Source organism: Paenibacillus sp. NPDC057886 (genome assembly GCF_042796655.1).
Classification (GTDB): Bacteria; Bacillota; Bacilli; order Paenibacillales; family Paenibacillaceae; genus Paenibacillus.
In genome coordinates this window covers 1076891-1095289 of the sequence record NZ_JBHVMZ010000001.1, presented here as the reverse complement: position 1 = coordinate 1095289, position 18399 = coordinate 1076891, and the positions used below count along the sequence as shown (strand labels likewise).

Below are 18399 nucleotides of genomic sequence, written 5' to 3'. Positions count from 1 at the left end.
GGTTTCCAATAATAAATGGAATTATTATTTTAATCGGTATATTTGCTATTTTTCTGGTCGTTAGAAATTTGTCAAAAGAAGAGGATTGATTACCCACCTAAGGAATATAGGCATCCTCTACCTCAACCTTTCGTTCATTTCCGTCTGCTATGTATCTTACGTTAATGACATTTCCTTTCTGGAATTGGGAAATATGTGTAAACGGGATATATGTCTCTACAATCGTTGGAAAGGTACGGCCGTCAACTTGGGTTACGGTCAGATCCAGTCGCACTCCCGGCCTTCCATCCATACTGGATGAAGTTTGTATAATGTCATGAATAATCGCTTCTGTGGAAATCCCCTCCATTAAAATGCTTTTTCGAAGTTGTTGTTTCTGCTTAGCGCTATGCAAAAGTCTAAATACCGTAATCATAATGATTGCACCTGTTATAATTCCAAAGCCAATGACTGCAATCACCGTAATCAATGTGGTTGACATGATAGCCTCCTTTTAACTGAAAGTGATATTTACTACTTCTGGTTTCCATCACCTATTCCTGCTTATTTGCAAAAATGATACGCTTCATGCCAAAAAAACCGCCCTTGGCGGTTTATTTACGCTATAAGAAGTTCTTGAACTCGATTGTACCAACATGATCTGTAACCACAGATGTTCAACTTAATCTACTTTCGCACCATAAGAGCGTACAAACAGAACTGCTTGTTCGCGATCCAAACGTACGCCTTTAATATCCAATGATTTCAGATCGATTCCTTCCAGGTTAGCGCCTCTAAGATCGGCCCCTTGCAGCTTGGCTCTGCTTAAAACTACTCTTGTGAGATCACAATCTCTCAAATCCGCTTTGGTAAAATCCGTGTCCGTAAAGTCGGCTTCAAAGAAACGAATTCCTCGCAAGTCCTGTTTGCCCAATCGGGCATGTCTCAGATTCGTATAAGACCAATCGCCCTGACTTAGTGTAATACCATCCATTTGCGATCCGGAAAAGTCCGACCCCGTCATCTTGCAGGAGGTGAATTTGGAAGCGAAAAGATTAGCACCACCAAATAAACAGTTTTCAAAAGCCGACTCTCTATGGATGGAGCCATTCATGGAAGCGCCTTTAAAGTCACACTCGATAAAACGGCAGTTGCTTGTCTCGATTTCTTCCATTGAAGCGTTCATAAAGGTACACTGTTTGAAAACACAGCTTATTAGTTCACCATACCGCAAGTCACGTCCTTCAAAATGTACCCCTTCATATTCCTGATCCTTATATTGATACATCACGTACACCCCATTTTGAGCATTATCATATGTTCACTATTAAAGAACTTTTTATAATATACCACACGGCTGTCAAGTACCTGCTTAAACGCCTGCAAAAGTCAAGGTTCTTATTTTTCAAAGAAATGCAGCTACTACAATAAAAAAGCCGCAAAAATCGCGGCTTTTGGCTCCCAATATGTGTTTAGCTAGTACTTCAATCGGATGTGAACAGGAATACGTAACGATGCGTCTCTGTACTTATCTTTATCTTGAATGTCTTGTTTTCCTTCATGAACAATCCACTGTCTGCCAACCAACACTTGCAGCAACTCGGTTTCCCGCAAGGTCAAGTGGACATGTCTCAGTGACAGATCTTCCTGGATATAATCCTGGTCTGCCTTGAGGCCAAACCGGAAATAGAGCAGTCTTTTCAAGGCGTTAATATGCAAAAATTTAAACTCGTAGACTCCGCTGCGTATGGCCTCTTCCCAGTTGTCTCCCACTTCAACAGCTGTATCCAGTCTCTCTGCCAGATCCATCACGGGTTCCTTGATGTTCGATAACAACGAAGAGAAATCTTTCCTCTGTAAACAATCAATGATTAATTCGCTCGCTTCACCGCTCGTCAGAACATTTTCCACTAACAGGGCTACAGGAATGGATAACTGAACACGGCTCATGCTCCGCCCTCTCCATCTCTGAGGTAGTAATTAAACCAGGCATTTACCTGTTCAAAGCTATCCACGCGCAGCGAGGGTTTTCCGCTTTTGAGCAAAGTGTGATTGGAGCCTGGATATCGAATCAGTTTGGTCGTTTTTCCATATCGTTTTAACGTGGTATATAACTCCTCCGCCTGTCCGATCGGTGTACGATAATCTTGCTCTCCATGCATAATCAGAAGTGGTGTATCTATCTTATGCGCATGAGCAAGGGGAGAACGGGACCATAACATGTCTGCATGTTCGGTTGGATTGCCACCAATTACGCCCTCTACATAAGAGATTCCAATATCACTGGTTCCATACAAGGACAACCAATTGGATATGCAACGCTGCGTTACTGCCGCCTTAAATCGGTTGGTATGAGCAACGATCCAGTTGGTCATGACGCCTCCGTAACTGCCTCCACCTATACCAAGACGTGTTTCATCGAGGATATCATATGTAGCAAGTGCATAGTCCACCGCCTCGAGCAGGTCCCGACAGTCTCCCCCGGCAAAATCTCCTCGGCAAGCTCTGGCGAATTCCTGCCCGTACCCCATACTTCCTCGAGGATTCACCCATAGAACGGCATACCCCTGTGCAGCAAGTGTCTGCATTTCATGGCTGAAGATGCCTGTATACATGGCATGCGGTCCACCATGAATCTGTAAAATCATCGGCACTTTCGTGTCCGATTTCTGCATAATCGGCTTCAACAACCAACCTTGAATGGGCCATCCGTCCGACGATGTAAATTCGACACGTTCAGGTACATTGACTTCCAAGCCTGCCAAAAATTCATCGTTTCGCCGAGTGAGTCTGAACATGTCACCACTGTTAATATCCACACGGTACAGTTCTCCAGGGTGATCCTCAGTCAATGCGCCAATGACCAGCGTCTTACCATCAGGTGACAGGGTATATTGATATACATCCTTCTCGCCGTTTCCCGTTACGGATTGGCAATGCCCATCCTCGGTGATTTGATACACGTCCACATTTCCACCATAAGTACCCAGAACATAGGCCGTACGTTGCGTATGATGATAATCGATCAGAGGCGACGGAGATGCGCTTGCCGATTTCATGTCCCCAAGTGCTGCGTTCCCCAACTGCATATCGACATCAGGCGCCAGCTGCTTTGGAATACCTCCGCTACTCGGCACTTCATATAGTCTGTTATGACTGCCACTGCCATACTCTCGGTCGCTGGCGATTAGAATCAGTTGCTCTCCATCGGGTGAATATGCGAACTGGCTTACCTGAAGACTGGAATCCGTTACTTTGCAATGCTCGCCGCTTTCCAAATCTACGGTATGAACATCTGCAAAGTACAGCAGATCGGCATCCACCCCCTCTTCCTGTACCTGCTTGGAAATGAAGGAAATAGCCTGACCGTCTGGCGACCAGACCGGAGCAGCAACATTCCATGGTCCGGTTGTGACCTGTGTAATGGTTCCACTCCCGATCTCATATACAAACAGATAGCTATAAAGACCATCCCACCAGCCGGAGCCCTCTGCCTTGGGTGTCGTGCGCTCGAATACCTTGCCTCGCAGGGGAGTTACTTTAAGTGATCCATCTGTCTTTGATGTATTGTCAGCCATCGCTTCTACTTTGCCTTCTACAGCTTTGCTGGTAAACGCAATATATTGCCCATCCGGGGACCACACAAATTGTAAAAGCTTGCGCTCAGGCGTGATGAGATTTATAGGCTTTGTGTCACCTGACGCAAGGGTCCATAACCCTTTACCCCCACTTTCCAAACGTAAAAAAGCGAGCTGTGTTCCATCTGGTGACCAGGAAGGAGATGAATCCTTTACTCCATCTGTAAGTTGCTTGTCCCCACTACCATCAAGTGCAACGCCACGAATTTGCGTAATATATTCATTTTTCTGCTGATCAATTGTTTGTTCAACGTACGCCACCTGACCATTTTGATTGATTACAGGCTGGCTAACCCAGCGGTAATGAACTAAGTCCTCTGGCAAGATCGGTCTTTTATTCATGTCCATGGCTCCCATCTCCGTTCCTCTTATTTTTTGTTTGTATCCGTACGTGGATCAAGTACATCTCGCAGCCAATCTCCCAGGAAAATGACACCAAGAACCGTCAGGGTAATTGCCAGTCCAGGGAAAGTTGCCACCCACCAGCTTGTTGCTACATATTGTCTTCCATCACTGAGCATGCCTCCCCAGGAAATGTCAGGTGGCTTAATGCCAAGGCCCAGGAAACTGAGCGAAGCTTCCATAATGATCGTGGTCCCGACATTCATACCGCAGATCACAATAAAGGAAGATAAAATATTGGGCAGAATGTGTTTCAGAATTAATCTTCCATTCTTGGCACCGATCGATCTGGCAGCGTGAACAAAGTCCCGTTCCTTGATACTCAACACCTCACTGCGAACTACACGGGTGAAAGGAACCCAGTTAGTCACACCGATAACCAAAATCAGCGTCGTAATGCCTGGACCCACAATAGCCATCACAACGAGCATAAACAGAATGGTAGGGATGGCCATGAATGCATCACCCACGCGCATAATAACTGCATCCAGCCATTTTCCATAAAATCCGGACAAGAGACCAAGAATCGCACCAATGATTCCAGACACGATGACTGCACCCATACCTACAATTAATGAAACCCGCGCACCATATACGATTCGGCTCCACATGTCCCTGCCCAGATTATCCGTACCCAGCCAGTATTCAGCCGTTCCCCCATCAAGCCAAGCTGGCGGTTTAAGACGATTGAGGGGATTCACTGCACCAGGATCATGACTCGTTAACAGAGGTGCACATATGGCGATTAACACAACCAACAAAACGAGCACAGCGCCAAATATCCCGGTCTTGCTGATGATCAGTTGTCTCCAGATATAGCGAAGTCCTGTTGGGGTACGTACATTCTCGTGTTCCTGTTCTGCACCCGGCATTGGCATTTCATTGCTGCCTGTCATCGATTGCACCTCCTTCTAATCGTATTTAATGCGTGGATCAAGCAGCCGGTAGGCCACGTCCGTCAAAATATTGGTTACAACCACGATAAATGCAATGACAAAAACAGCGGCCTGTACAATCGCCATGTCATGGGTGTTAACTGCAACAACCAGCAATTGACCCAGTCCGGGCCAGGAGAATACTGTTTCCGTAATCAATGTTCCACCGATCAAGCTTGTAAACTGCAAACTCATAATCGTCACGACTGGAATCAAGCCGTTGCGAAACGCATGTTTGCCAATCACGACCATCCGGCCAAGCCCCTTGCTCCGTGCTGTTCGGATGTAATCCTGACTCAGAATTTCCAGCATGCTGGAGCGAATAAGACGAGTCATTTGTGCAGCAAGCCCGACTCCTAGCGTAAAGGCAGGCAATATCAAATGTGTTACTCCGCCGCGGCCGGATACAGGTAACACTCCCCACATGACGGAAAATAACAAAATGAGCATAATACCCATCCAAAAGTTCGGCATGGCTTTACCAATGACCGATATTCCGGAGATGATCAGATCGGTAAACGTATTACGTTTGACTGCTGAGGCAACTCCAAGCGGTATAGCCATAACAATGGCAAAAAACATTGCTGCAACAGCCAGTTCAAAGCTGGCCGGTAATCGTTCCAGTACAAGCTGTAAAGCCGGTTCTCCATAACGGAAGGATTGACCAAAGTCTCCCTTCAAGGCGCTGCCCAGGAACTTTATATATTGGGTATATAACGGTTGGTCCAGTCCGAGCGCCTGCGTTAATACAGCGCGGTCTTCAGCGGTAGCTGTTTCAGGCAGCATCAGGGCAACCGGATCTCCCGTGACGCGGACCAATATAAATACGATTAATGAAACAATGAACAGAACCGGAATAACCTGCAGTAGTGACTTAAGTACATATTTGCCCATTCTCTGTCCACCTCCTTTTAAAAAAAGAACGACAGGAACGTGGTACAGTCCCTGCCGTTCTCGGCTTATCCTTGTCATATCAGGTTGTTCTGTCTGATGTTACTGTGCAGGTGTAATCTCGTCAGCATAGAACATCTCGTCACTACGTGGCTCGAAGTTCACACGGCTATCGGTACCATATACACCTTCCATTTGGTACAGATACACTGCTGGGCGATCTTCAGCAAGAATTTGTTGTACTTGCTGATACTCTTTCTCCCTGGAAGCCGGGTCCATGTTAACCAACGCAGACTGGAGCAATTTCTCCACTTCCGGATTGTTATAATCCGACTCTCCTTTGGCCTCTTCCAACATGTACCGATTGTAGTTATTGGAAGCATCAAAGAGGGAGTTCCCAATTCCGATCATAAAGATTTCCTTGAATGATTTGGAGCTGTAACGTTCACTGAAAGCACTTGGTTCAAGCACGTCCAGATTAATTTTGAAGCCCACTTGCTCCAGCATCGCTGCCACGACTTCGGCAGGCTCTTTATACTGCGAGGATACTGAGATGGTCATCTCTGCTTCACCTTCTGCATAACCTGCTTCCTGCAACAGTTGCTTCGCCTTCTCTTGATCATAAAGTGATGTTTTGTACAACGAAGGATCTGCCCCAAAGTTGCCAGGTGTTACGGATGTGCGAGTCACGATACCTGCACCTCCGGCAATGCTGTCTACAATGCCCTGCTTGTCAATCGCCAGATCAATAGCCTCCCGAACCTTCGGATCAGCTGTGACACTGCCCTCTGTTTGACGGAAAATCAACTGAAGTACACGCTGGATCGGCGCTTTGACGATCTTCTTGTCCGCTTCGCCTTCAATGCGGGCAATATCTGTCGACGGTATGGATGCTGCGATGTCCACACCACCAGCCAGCAGTTCAGATACCCGTGTGGAAGCTTCAGGAATGACACGGAATACAACCTCATTCCATTTCGGTTCACCATCGAAGTATTTTTCATTTTTCACAAGTTCTACACGATCATCTTTTGTCCATTTGCTGAACTTGTATGGACCTGTGCCAACCGGTTGTTTCAGGAATTGATCAAACCCGTTGTCCTCAATATATTTGGCAGGCAGAATGCCAGCCCCCATCTTGGACAAGCGATTAAGCAGCAACGGGTCCGGTCCGTCGGTAATAATATCTACCGTATATTCATCGACCGCTTTTACTTCAACAATGTTTTTGAAGTAGCTGTTTTGTTTCAGTGTGCTGTCTTTGGCTACGCGCTCCAGCGTATACTTCACATCTGCCGAAGTGAATGGATCACCGTTATGGAAAGTCACCCCTTCACGCAGCTTGAAGCGCCAGGTTGTATCATCTTCTTGTTCCCATGAAGTCGCAAGACCTGGAACCTTCTTCTGTTCACTGTCATTTTTGATCAGGTAATCAAATACGTTGACCAGCACCGCTTCGCTGGAGGTATTATTGTTGTTGTGCGGGTCAAAGCTCTCAATATCCGTAGCAGCTGCGATTGTAAGTGTAGTACTGGCAGATGATCCGCTTCCTGATTCACTTGATGCAGAATTGCTCTCCGTACCAGTACTCTTGCCACCGCAAGCGCTAAGCACCAATACTACAGCCAATAATGTGATCCACATGCTTGTCCATTGTCTTTTTTTCATTTTCCATGCTCCCCCTCAGAAGTTGTGTTTCTTGCCAAATATTCAAGCGCTACGGCGGACAGCATTCCCACACCATAAGGCATGACCGCCTCATCCAGATCGAACATCGGATGGTGCAGTGGGTAACGGGTTCGCTCTTCCTCATTCCCTGAACCCAATCGGAAGAAAACACCCGGAATCTGTTCACAGTAGAACGCGAAATCCTCGCCGCCCGTGGAAGGCGGAATACTGGTCCATCCGTTCGCCCATTCGAGGCCGTCAACGGTCTCCGTAAGCAGGTCCACCATGCCCAGATCGTTAACCACAACCGGGTAGCCATCGCCATAGATGACTTCGTGACCCGCCCCGAACGAACTGCACACCCCACTTACGACCTGTTTAATCAAGGCTGGCATGCGTTCACGAATGGCTGGAGAAAGTGTTCGAACCGTGCCGATCATCTCAACCTCAGGCGCAATTGCTGTTCCCATGTAGCCCCCGGTAATTTTACCGATCGTTACCACAACTGGTTCCAGCGGGTCTACCATACGACTAGCCAGGTTCTGTAGTGCAGTGATGACCTGAGCTGATACAGCAATAGCATCGATACCTTCATGCGGTCGGGCAGCATGTCCGCCCTTGCCAAGTATCCGTATCACCAGACGGTCTGCCGAGGCAAACGCTACGCCTTTGCTTACCCCGACAGTACCCGTATCTTGTCCCGGAGTCATATGCAGTCCTGCAATCGCGTCCACTTTCGGATTCTCCAGTACTCCATCCTGAATCATGGCACGTGCACCTGCCAATCCTTCTTCCGCAGGCTGGAACACAAATTTGATGTTGCCCGATTTCGGCCGGCCGAGACTCGTTAGCAGTTCAGCCGCTCCCATCAGAATGGTTGTATGTGCATCATGCCCGCACAGATGCGCCTTGCCTTCCACTTGGGAACTGTACTCAGATGACTTCTGATCTTGTATTGGCAATGCGTCCATATCTGCCCGAAGTGCAAAAGTGGGGCCCTCTGACTCTCCTCTCAGCAAGCCAACGACTCCGGTTTTTCCGACATTGCGCGTCACTTCAAGACCCAGACTTTCCAAGTGCTTGGCTACGATCTCTGACGTTCTGAATTCCTCATAGCCGATTTCCGGATGGCGATGGAAATCTCTCCGCCAGGCAATGAGTTGTGGCTGCAATGCTTGTGCACGTTGATATAGTTGTGATTGGTCCATTAGTTCTCATTCCCTTCTTTGTCATCGGATTCTGATACCAGTCGGGCATAGATCGCATCAGCCGAGAATTCAATGTGCCTTTTCATTGTCTCCCGGGATTTGATACTGTCATGTGCTTTCAGCGCTTCAAGAATCTCCATATGTATCCCATGATTGACGGAGCGGATTCGGTCATCATATGGCATCAGATCCAATGCCGGATTAATTTTTGTTCTGATCTGTCTTACTGCCGCCTCGCAGTATGGATTCCCGGACGCCTTAGCAATGGTCAGATGGAACTTCACATCCAAAGCCCGGAACCATTCCCTTGTACAATGAGGTTGAATGCTTTGCTCCATATAGGCTTCCAGCAGCTCCAGCTCGCCTGCGGTAATCCGCTCAGCAGCCAGAAAAGCCGCTTCCGGCTCAATAATGGTCCGGTATTCAAACACTTTCAGCAGTTGTTCCCAATCCCGTTTAATTTCTTCTCGTGTGCGTTTATGAGAATTGGCTGTCAGAGGCAGGACAAAAGTTCCACCCTTAGCCCCCACGCGCTTCTCAATCAGACCCTTGTCTTCCAGCGTTGATAGCGCCTCACGCACCGTAATGCGACTTGCATTAAAAATCTCGGCCAGCTCTCGTTCCGAAGGAAGCTGTTCTTCACTCATTAATTCTTTGAGAATGATGGCTTCTTCCAGTTGTTCCCTAATAAATTCACTGACCTTTTTGGTAGATACTTTTTCAAAACGAAATGAAAACGTACTGGACATGTAAACACTCCGATCTGTAAATGGTCTAGACCTTATACCATTAATATAATTCCGACTAAACAGATATGCAATACTTTTTTTGATTATTTTTAAAAATAGTTTTCAGTTCTGCCCGTTTTCCAAGCAAAAAAAGATGCATCTGCATTAGACAGACACATCTTTTTCATTGGAATATTCGTCGGTAATATTTCTTTGTTTCATGCAAATGAATCTCTCTTCTTCTCTAGAATTCCTTGTCTGCAAATGGTCTGAAATGTTCCGTAATCGCTAACCTTTTGCTTCCTTCCAGATAAAAGTGATCATCTGCTCTCCAGGTATGACTTTGTTTGTTTTGTCTCCGGTGATATACATAGTTAAAAGGCGACGTAGCATAAGTTTTAAAACCTTTTTTTCTGCATTGCCTTAGAAAGGTTACATCTTCTCCAATGGAACGATCCGTGAATCGGACCTTCTTTAATATCTCCCTTTTGAACAGAAGTGTGCCACCTTGTATAAATTCCACATGTTTATTCTTTTCATTGGGTGATCTGACCAGCAGCGTTTTTGAAGCACCCAAGTAAACCAGACACGAATGTTTGCCCACGATATCGCTTTTCGTTCGTTTTAGTCCATTCACTTGTTCTTTCAAATAAAAAGGCGAGTAATAGTCATCATCATCAAATTTGGCGATCAACGACAATCGGGCTTGGGTGATTCCCGCATTCAAGCTTTGTCCTAACGATATGCTTTCTGGCACTTGATAAACGCTAACATTGGCATGTTTTCGAACCCGGTTCCGATATAATTGCAGATTCATGCTGTCATGATTCAAAATAATAATAAGTTCTTTTACTTTATAGCGCTGCCGATTATAATTTTGCAGAATGTTGTCAAAAAATTTTGGCCGATTGGTACATACAATGATTGAAACACCGTTTCCCGTTTTATTTACGGTCATCACATACCCTCTTTTCTGCACATATATATTTTTTTATCATACGTACAGAAGTAGAGAATGGTATGGACAAATTGATAGCGTATAAAAGACTAAAAAAACCTTTATCCTCCTGATGAGGATAAAGGTTTCTGAAATTCATTCTAGGCTTGATTGGATTCGTTCATGTAAACAGCTTTACCTGTACGAGCTGACTCATAGAGTGCCTCCAGGATCTGTGAAACCACCAAAGCCTGTTTAGGAGTTACAACCGGCTCCAAATCTTTATCGATCGCTTCAATCCATTTTCTCATCTCTACATCCGGTGCACTTTCACTCTTTCCATCGTAGAAAGCGACCCCGCCTGCACTCAGTTCAATTTCGTTGGTGTACAAACGGCTGAATTTCTCCCCATTGATGCGCAGACCATTCTTCATATCCGCGCCCGCTTCGCTTCCGCTCAAGCTGCATTTCGCCTCATCCACATCCAGTGAATTGAGCGCCCAGCTGGATTCCAGCATGATTGTCGCGCCATTCTCCATTACAATCATACCAAAAGCGGAATCTTCGACCGAGAATTTTTTCGGGTCCCATGGGCCCCATGCATTCGCTGCATTTTCTCTTTGTGAAAGCTCGTGATACGTTGTGCCCAGAACAACCTTCGGTTTATAGTTATCCATCATCCAAAGGGTCAGATCGAGTGCGTGTGTACCGATGTCAATCAATGGTCCACCGCCTTGTTTCTCCTCATCAAGGAAAACACCCCAAGTCGGTACCGCTCTTCTTCTGATCGCATGTGCTTTGGCAAAGTAAATTGAACCCAGTTCACCAGCTTCACACAGCTGCTTCAGGTACAAGCTGTCTTCTCTGAAACGGTTATTGTATCCGATGGTCAGTTTTTTACCCGTACGCTCAGCTGCTTCAAGCATTTTTTGCGCTTCAGCAGATGTCTTGGCCATTGGTTTTTCACACATTACATGTTTTCCGGCTTCCAGCGCTGCAATTGAAATCTCAGCATGGGAGATATTTGGCGTAAGAACATGAACAATATCAATCGTTTCATCCTGTAGTAATTCTTGATAATCCGTGTATACCTGTGCTTCGGAACTACCATACTTTTCTTTGGCTTCTTCTGCACGTTCCTGAACGATATCGCAAAAAGCAACCAGTTCCACACTACCAAGCTTGCTCAGACTTGGCAGATGCTTGCCGTTTGCAATCCCGCCACAGCCAATAATCCCTACACGATACGTTTTACTCATATCTAATCACCCTCACTTTTGGTTTGGTTGTTTCATTTTACGGAAAGCCGATGGGGTCATCCCCAAACGCTTGCGAAAAACAGCATGCAAATAATTGGCATTGGTAAACCCTGAAGCCAGGGCAATTTGTTCGATGGAAACATTACTTTCTTCCAGATTGCGGCACACCGCTCGCAGGCGAATATCCTCCAGCACACGGCTGAAAGGCATTTCCGGCTGAACCTGATAAAAAATTCGTTGCAGTTGTCTACTGCTAATATGCAGCTTCTCCGCTACATTTTCCAGCGTTACTGCTGAGGGATGATTCGCCTCCATATACTGAATGGCATAATCGTACCTGTACACAGACATGTCTCGTACAGGCGCCTCCGCCCGATTCCCCCCGATATCGTAGGCTCGGACGGTCTTCAGCAGAATACTGATCACCTGCTGCTTAATGGACGTGTAATATCCGATCAGTTTACGGTCACAAGCTTCATAGGCTTCCAGGAAACAGTTCATGGCGCGATGATAATCATGTACTGGAACAAGAGGAAGTGTTCTAAGCTTTTCGATTGTTTCCTCTGATTCTGCTGCCTCCCACGGATCTACACCCTCTCTGGGATGTTCAATAATATCCACGTGCAGGCATAATTCATCCATGGCCTCTTGGGAATCCGCCTCCTGATAATGAACAAGACCCGGCCCCGTTAAATACAGCATGCCTTCAGAGAGCGGATGCATTTCATCCCCCAGAATGACTTTTCCTTTCCCTCTCGGGATGAAATGGAACTCGAATTCCGCATGGTTATGAAAATCAACGATTCTGCCTGCTGGAAAAGAAGTCAGATGAAATCGCAGAACCCGTATCTCGTAGTGTCCCCACAGGATCGAGACATCCAGTCTTTCCAGGATATCCTGTCGTTCAAGCATTTTCTCAAAAGGATATCGGCTCAATGCGGCACCTCCCAATACCCTATCCCTGTAACTCCTTCAAGGAGATTTTGCGCCCTTCCTTCGCAGAAAGGTTGGCCGCCTCCATCAGGCGAGTTAACTGAGCAGCCGTCTGCAAATTCTCTGTAGCGATCGTATCATTTTGAATATGGGATACCCATTGGCTGAATGCGCTTTCTCTTCTGTCCAGCAAAGGAATCTCCGTCCATTCTTTCTGTTGATCTGAACCAATATTCGTGCGAATTAGCAGCTTATCCTCTGGTGTTCCGTATAACAGTGTGCCCTCCGTACCATGAACCTCAATCGCGAACGGCGAATGACTGTTCACAAATCCAGCCTCGACCACACCGATCGCTCCGGAATCCGTAAATAAGGTAGCAACCGCGTTATCTTCCACTTCTTTTCCAGTAACATATCCGAAATTAGCATTAACCCCTGTCACTTCTTGACCCAGAAACAGATTCGTCAGGTACATCGGATGACAACCGAGGTCAATTAAAGCCCCGCCTTGGCAATCTTGCAGATTATAGAAATGCTCAGGCAGCCAGTTGGCGATAGCCCCGTTATGAGACAAGCGTACACGAACATAAGTCACTTTGCCAAGTAGCCCCTGGTTCAGAATATCTTGAATCGTTAATGTATATCCATCGTTCAAACGCGGTAAAGAAACCGTCATTTTCACTCCATTATCCTGTACATCAGAAATGATCGTATTTACTTCTTTCAAGGTTGAAGCGATAACTTTCTCTGTAAAAATGTGTTTGCCCGCTTTCGCAGCAGCAGTAATCACATCTTCGTGAAGACGTGTCGGTGCATCCACAATGACGGCATCGATGTTGTCCTGTGCCAGCATATCTTCAAGCGAAGCATAGAATGGCACGTTCAGACGTTCAGCTGCTTCCTGTCCGCGCTTGGCATCTTCATCCCATACAGCAGCCATCACCGTATCTTCATGCTCCTGAGCCTGTTTAATATAATCCCAGGCATGTACGTGCCATAAGCTTATTTTACCTATTCGAATGGTCACTATGATTAACCTCCATACTATATGATATTCTGACATCTAACTATAAATTAACACAGACCTGATCTAATTTTAATAGGAACTTACGACAATAACTATATAAAATTACGACACGAAATGGATTGAACGCCTAATGAATCGCGAGTTGGAAACGAAATCACGAGTCTCTCCATGAACGGAGTAGCTGGGCATATACGAAAGAAACCTCCAACTCACACCAACGTGGAGTAGGAGGCTTCTTTGCGCACTGCAAACGATTATAAACAGATTAACGCAATGTATACCCTTGTGTAACAATTTTGTATCCAGAAATCTCTTGTTTCTGATTCTTGAGTATCCCTTTATTTCGTTCCAAAACATCACTTTCATATGCAGAGACACACTCGAACCCTGGAGATACATATAGTTCAGCTGAATTAGAACCGGTGTTATACCAACGTGCAATCAAATCCCCGGTTTCCTCCGCCATTTTCAACGTCGAAAAGACAAGAGACGATCCTTGTGAATTCCAGTGGAGCCATTGCTTGGAGACGGGTAACAGCTCCGCCATGTTTCTGTCCGGATTCGAATGTTCTTTTTCATACGTATGGGCAAGTAAACCTAATTGTACCGTTGTCCACGGGATGGGGAAATGGTATGCAGCAGCATAAGCTCCCGATTGTGCGGCATCTCCTGCATACGGAATAATTGCATATTCAACCGTGTGGCTACCCTGACACTGGGCTTCTGGTGTTTCAAATACACCCCAGTCGCCCAGCTCCGAAGAAGCACGAAGTAGCGTAACCGCAATCGTACTGCCCTTTTCACTCTGCAGAATTTCGTATTCATTCAGGCCTTTGTTCGCAATCATCAAGCCGTGTTCACCATCTGTCACATGTACAAACGCTTGCTGGTGCTGCGCATTGCTCGGATTGACCCATTCTTTTGCCGGTGTGTTGGAACGTTTGGCAACTTCAAAGATGGAATCCGCATAATGATCCTCTGTTACCAGTCCAGAAGAAAACAGAGCCCGCAGTCGATGATCCTTGGCCTGATTGTTAAAGGTGGTCTTTACCTTAACCATACTGCTGTCCGCTTCCAACGTATACGTTGTCGTAATCATCAACGGAACGGTGTTCTCGACTCGCTGCGCCTTCCGTTCTGTAAAAGGAACCATTTGTCGCTTCTCCAGCTCGAACAGTTCGTCTGCTCCAGCAGGAATATCCCAGCGTAGTACACTTTCCATGACTGCCCGATAAGGAGACTGCTCCACGATCCGCAGGTCGGCCTTCAGATGCTCTGTGGTCAGCGTCGTTTCTCCCTCAGGCTGACGATAAACGTATTCATTGCCGATATCACCAGTATTCTCATATGAATTCAACCCGCTATATACAGCACCGGAGACCTTATCTTCGATCGTTGCCGTCCCATTCTCTTCAATCGTCACCCGCAATTGACCATTCTCCATCATCATTCCCTGAACCCGGATGAGTTCTCCCGAATCGGGGAATTCAGCAATCTCTGCTTTCTTTTGGACTGGAATGAGAGCATACGTCTTATAACCCAGAGAAGGTACATCCACCGCCTGGAAAGTAACTCTTACTTTACGAGCCATATAAGGTTGCCGGAAGCGGTCCTTCGGAAGTTCATAGCCGAAATGCGCACCCAGATCCTTGATTTCCACCGAATACGCGCGCCCATCCGAATCGACTAGCTGATACGCTGGCAGTGCATCTTTTTCCACCTTCTGGGCAAGCGCTTGAGGATGAGGACCTTCCGGGAAAAATGCCTTGTCCACAATCAGGTCCATCTCAATGATTCCATTTCGATTCCATCCACTCGTGTTGAACACAGTGAACAGCACCGCTTCCTCTCCCCAAGCCTCAGCAGGTTGCACACGAATGGACTCAGCAATCGCCTGCGCGCTCTGGGAAACCAATTTCTCTGCAAGCTGTCTGCTCTTGGCAAAGCGGGTCACCATCTCACGGTGAACTTCATCGACACTGCATCCGCAGATGCTATCATGTGGGTGGTTCTGCATCAGCATCTTCCATGCATGCGTCAACAGATGGTGCGGATAATCTTTTACCCCGGCTATATGGGCCATGGCGGCCAGTGGTTCGGCTACTTTTTCAAGCAGTGTCTGACCCTGCTGATTCAACTGTTTCAGATAAACCCGTGCGGATGCCGTATTCACCAGTGTTCCCCAACCATCCGTGTGCTGACTGCGAAGCTCGCCCTCAATGGTCGCCAGATGCTCAGGGACATCCTTCGTAACCGCCTCAATGTAATCGTCAAAATTGGAGTGGATAAATTCCACATCAGGATACAAGGCAGCTGCCGTGCGTATAGCCTCAGGCAGATCCGTCTGGATCGGCTGGTGATCACAACCATTCATGAACAACAGATGTGGTGTCGAGGCGAATTTCTCGGCATCCTCCAGATTTTTATCCCAGTATACTTGGGCTTTCTCCGGATCAACCGGAACTTCCATCCCATTGCAGTACCAATTCGCGAACAAAATGCCGAGTACTTCCGAACCATCCGGCGAACGCCAGATCATCTCGGAATAGGGAGATTCGTAACTGTCCGCATCAACCACGGCATTATTGAATCCGGTAGGCTTCACCCCGCGACCAAAGATCGCGTTATGAATATCCGCCTGTTGCAGGATCTGCGGTGCTTGTCCCATATTTCCGAATGAGTCTGGGAAGTATCCGGTCTTGGATATCACACCCAAAGGTCGAGCATCACGATGACCGATAAGCAGATTACGCAAGTTGGCCTCGCTGCTGGTCAGAAACTCATCCTGTAACACATACCATGGACCAAAATGAATGCGTCCTTCGCGAATATATCGGTCGAGCCTCTCCTGCTGTTCTGGTCGAACCTGCAAATAATCTTCACGAATAATCGTCTGCCCATCCAGATGGAAATAGCGATATTCCGGGTCCTGATCAAGCGTGTCCAGCAGTTTATCCATCAGCTCAATGAGCAATACATGATGGTGTTCATACGGCATATACCATTCGCGGTCCCAATGGGTATGCGAGATGAGATGTGCCGTCTTTTTGGTTGTCATGTTGCGTACCTCCTGTCATTAACCTTTGGTTGCCCCACCCATGCTGAAGCCCTTGGACATGTAACGCTGGGAGAAGATATAGAGCACAACCGAAGGCATCGTATAAAGTAGTGAAAATGCAGCCAATCTGCCGTATTCAACCATACCGTGGCTGCCGAAGAATTGATAAATCGTGACGGATGCCGGAAGTTTCTCCGGTGTCTGGAGCAGGATATATGGCACAAAGAAGTTGCCCCAACTTCCCGAAAAGGTAAATATCGCTATCGTTGCAATACCAGGCAACATCAATGGCGCTACGATTCGTCTCAAACCATTCCACACGGACGCTCCGTCGATCCATGCCGATTCTTCCAGATCAATTGGCACCGAATCCATGAAATTTTTCATCATCCAGATGCCGTAAGGAAGTGAAGATGCGGTCAGGAACAGCATCGTGGCGATGATGCTATTTTGCATTTTGAAGAACAGAAACATTTGAAATACCGGAACCATCACGGCAGTAATCGGAAGAGCTGTCATGAACAGAATGGATAACAGGAAGCTTTTTTTGAATCTCATTTCGTAACGGGATAAAGGATAAGCAGCAAGAACAGATACCAGAACAACCAATATCGCTTGCCCTCCCGACAGAATCAGGCCTACACCGAATGAACGAAGATTGCTCGAATCCCCGAGCACATCCTTGAAATTTTGAATGGTCCAGGTACTGGGCATTTTGATGCCCTGTTGCGCGTTCGGATCAAATGAAGCCAGAATGATCCATAACAGCGGCAATAAAAAACAGAGCCCTAGAAAGACTAGAATCCCGTACTGGATTTTGCGTTGAAGCCCATGTTTGACCATAGGGATCGAACCTCCTTCATGGTTACACTTTCACTTTCATGGATCGCATGTAGAACAGGCTGGCGATAATACCGATGAACAGCAGGACCAGAGATATGGCTGTGCCGTATCCAAACTGATAGTTCACAAAGGCCTGGTTGTACATGAAGATCGGCAAGGTTTGTGTCGAAGTACCCGGGCCCCCACCTGTCATCGTATAGATCAGCGTGAACACACCCAGTGTCTGTAGGGTGACCAACATCATGTTGGTGACGATGGACCCTTTTACCATTGGAATCGTAATGTGTCTGACAATCTGGAACCCGGTAGCACTGTCAATAATGGCAGCTTCTTCGACTTCCTTCGGGATATCATCCAGTGCCGACTGATAGACCATCATTGAAAAGGCCGTTCCGTGCCAGATATTCGCGATAATGACACTCACCATAGGGAAACTGAACAACCATGAGATCGGATTTGCCCCAAACCAGCCGAGAATCTGATTCAATGAACCATTGTCACTGAAAAAGGCCACCATACAGAACGCCACGACAATCTCGGGTGTCACCCAACCGGCAATGACGATGATCCCAATGACCCGGCGGAACGTCACATTTTTCTCCTTCATTAGAAGCGCCAGAATGAACCCAAGCAATACCTGACCAATCACTGCGGAGAAGATGAGAAAGACAAGCGTGCGCCAGACACTAATCCGGAAGTCCGGGTCATGGAACATATTAATGAAATTCTGGAATCCGACAAACTCCAAACTCTTGGCTGCCGCACCGGTCAGAGCCATATTCGTAAAGGCAAAGCAGATCGTCAGAATGATGGGAACAATGAAAAACACAAGTAATAACAGTACGGAAGGCATTAGAAACAGAAATGCGCCTGGTGCTTTCCTTTTCATAAGT

16 protein-coding genes are annotated in these 18399 nt (G+C 46.8%); all 16 read right to left on the bottom strand.

Going from position 1 to position 18399, the window contains the following annotated elements; translation table 11 throughout:
- Positions 1–97: 97 nt before the first annotated feature.
- Positions 98–481 (bottom strand): hypothetical protein, encoded by a 384-nt coding sequence (locus ACFVQB_RS04880; RefSeq protein ID WP_379435257.1) that lies wholly within the window; start codon positions 479–481, stop codon positions 98–100.
- Positions 482–661: 180 nt separating this feature from the next.
- On the bottom strand, positions 662–1267 hold the full coding sequence (locus ACFVQB_RS04875) for a pentapeptide repeat-containing protein (RefSeq protein WP_379435256.1): 606 nt from the start codon (positions 1265–1267) through the stop codon (positions 662–664).
- Positions 1268–1455: 188 nt separating this feature from the next.
- Positions 1456–1929 carry a hypothetical protein gene (locus tag ACFVQB_RS04870; protein ID WP_379435255.1) on the bottom strand — a complete coding sequence of 158 codons (474 nt, stop codon included), beginning with the start codon at positions 1927–1929 and terminating at the stop codon, positions 1456–1458.
- Positions 1926–3959, bottom strand: coding sequence for a S9 family peptidase (locus ACFVQB_RS04865; protein WP_379435254.1), 2034 nt, complete (start codon positions 3957–3959; stop codon positions 1926–1928). The genes ACFVQB_RS04870 and ACFVQB_RS04865 overlap by 4 nt, the downstream gene beginning before the upstream one ends.
- A 26-nt stretch (positions 3960–3985) precedes the next feature.
- Positions 3986–4891 (bottom strand): ABC transporter permease, encoded by a 906-nt coding sequence (locus ACFVQB_RS04860; protein WP_371129157.1) that lies wholly within the window; start codon positions 4889–4891, stop codon positions 3986–3988.
- Between the two features lie 39 nt (positions 4892–4930).
- Positions 4931–5848 (bottom strand): ABC transporter permease, encoded by a 918-nt coding sequence (locus tag ACFVQB_RS04855; RefSeq protein ID WP_379435253.1) that lies wholly within the window; start codon positions 5846–5848, stop codon positions 4931–4933.
- 99 nt (positions 5849–5947) lie between these two features.
- Entirely contained in the window at positions 5948–7513 is a 1566-nt protein-coding gene (locus ACFVQB_RS04850) for an ABC transporter substrate-binding protein (RefSeq protein WP_379435252.1), read from the bottom strand.
- Positions 7510–8721, bottom strand: coding sequence for a M20 metallopeptidase family protein (locus tag ACFVQB_RS04845; protein WP_379435251.1), 1212 nt, complete (start codon positions 8719–8721; stop codon positions 7510–7512). The genes ACFVQB_RS04850 and ACFVQB_RS04845 overlap by 4 nt, the downstream gene beginning before the upstream one ends.
- A complete protein-coding gene (locus ACFVQB_RS04840; protein WP_379435250.1) occupies positions 8721–9470 on the bottom strand; it encodes a FadR/GntR family transcriptional regulator in 750 nt (249 codons plus the stop codon). Before ACFVQB_RS04840 ends, ACFVQB_RS04845 begins: the two co-directional genes overlap by 1 nt.
- Positions 9471–9693: 223 nt before the next feature.
- Complete coding sequence (locus ACFVQB_RS04835; RefSeq protein ID WP_379435249.1) at positions 9694–10407, bottom strand: glycosyltransferase family 2 protein; 714 nt, start codon at positions 10405–10407, stop codon at positions 9694–9696.
- Positions 10408–10547: 140 nt separating this feature from the next.
- A complete protein-coding gene (locus ACFVQB_RS04830) occupies positions 10548–11645 on the bottom strand; it encodes a Gfo/Idh/MocA family protein (RefSeq protein WP_379435248.1) in 1098 nt (365 codons plus the stop codon).
- A 12-nt stretch (positions 11646–11657) separates the two neighbouring features.
- The gene (locus tag ACFVQB_RS04825) at positions 11658–12581 is read right to left on the bottom strand and encodes an AraC family transcriptional regulator (protein ID WP_379435247.1); all 924 of its coding nucleotides are present in this window, start codon (positions 12579–12581) and stop codon (positions 11658–11660) included.
- A gap of 19 nt (positions 12582–12600) precedes the next feature.
- Positions 12601–13605 (bottom strand): Gfo/Idh/MocA family protein, encoded by a 1005-nt coding sequence (locus tag ACFVQB_RS04820; RefSeq protein ID WP_379435246.1) that lies wholly within the window; start codon positions 13603–13605, stop codon positions 12601–12603.
- 265 nt (positions 13606–13870) lie between these two features.
- Positions 13871–16663 carry an alpha-mannosidase gene (locus ACFVQB_RS04815; protein ID WP_379435245.1) on the bottom strand — a complete coding sequence of 931 codons (2793 nt, stop codon included), beginning with the start codon at positions 16661–16663 and terminating at the stop codon, positions 13871–13873.
- Positions 16664–16681: 18 nt separating this feature from the next.
- Positions 16682–17506: a carbohydrate ABC transporter permease gene (locus tag ACFVQB_RS04810; protein WP_076211825.1), complete on the bottom strand. Its 825-nt coding sequence runs from the start codon at positions 17504–17506 to the stop codon at positions 16682–16684.
- 22 nt (positions 17507–17528) lie between these two features.
- Positions 17529–18395, bottom strand: a complete 867-nt coding sequence (locus ACFVQB_RS04805) for a carbohydrate ABC transporter permease (RefSeq protein ID WP_379435244.1) — start codon at positions 18393–18395, stop codon at positions 17529–17531.
- Between the last annotated feature and the right edge of the window lie 4 nt (positions 18396–18399).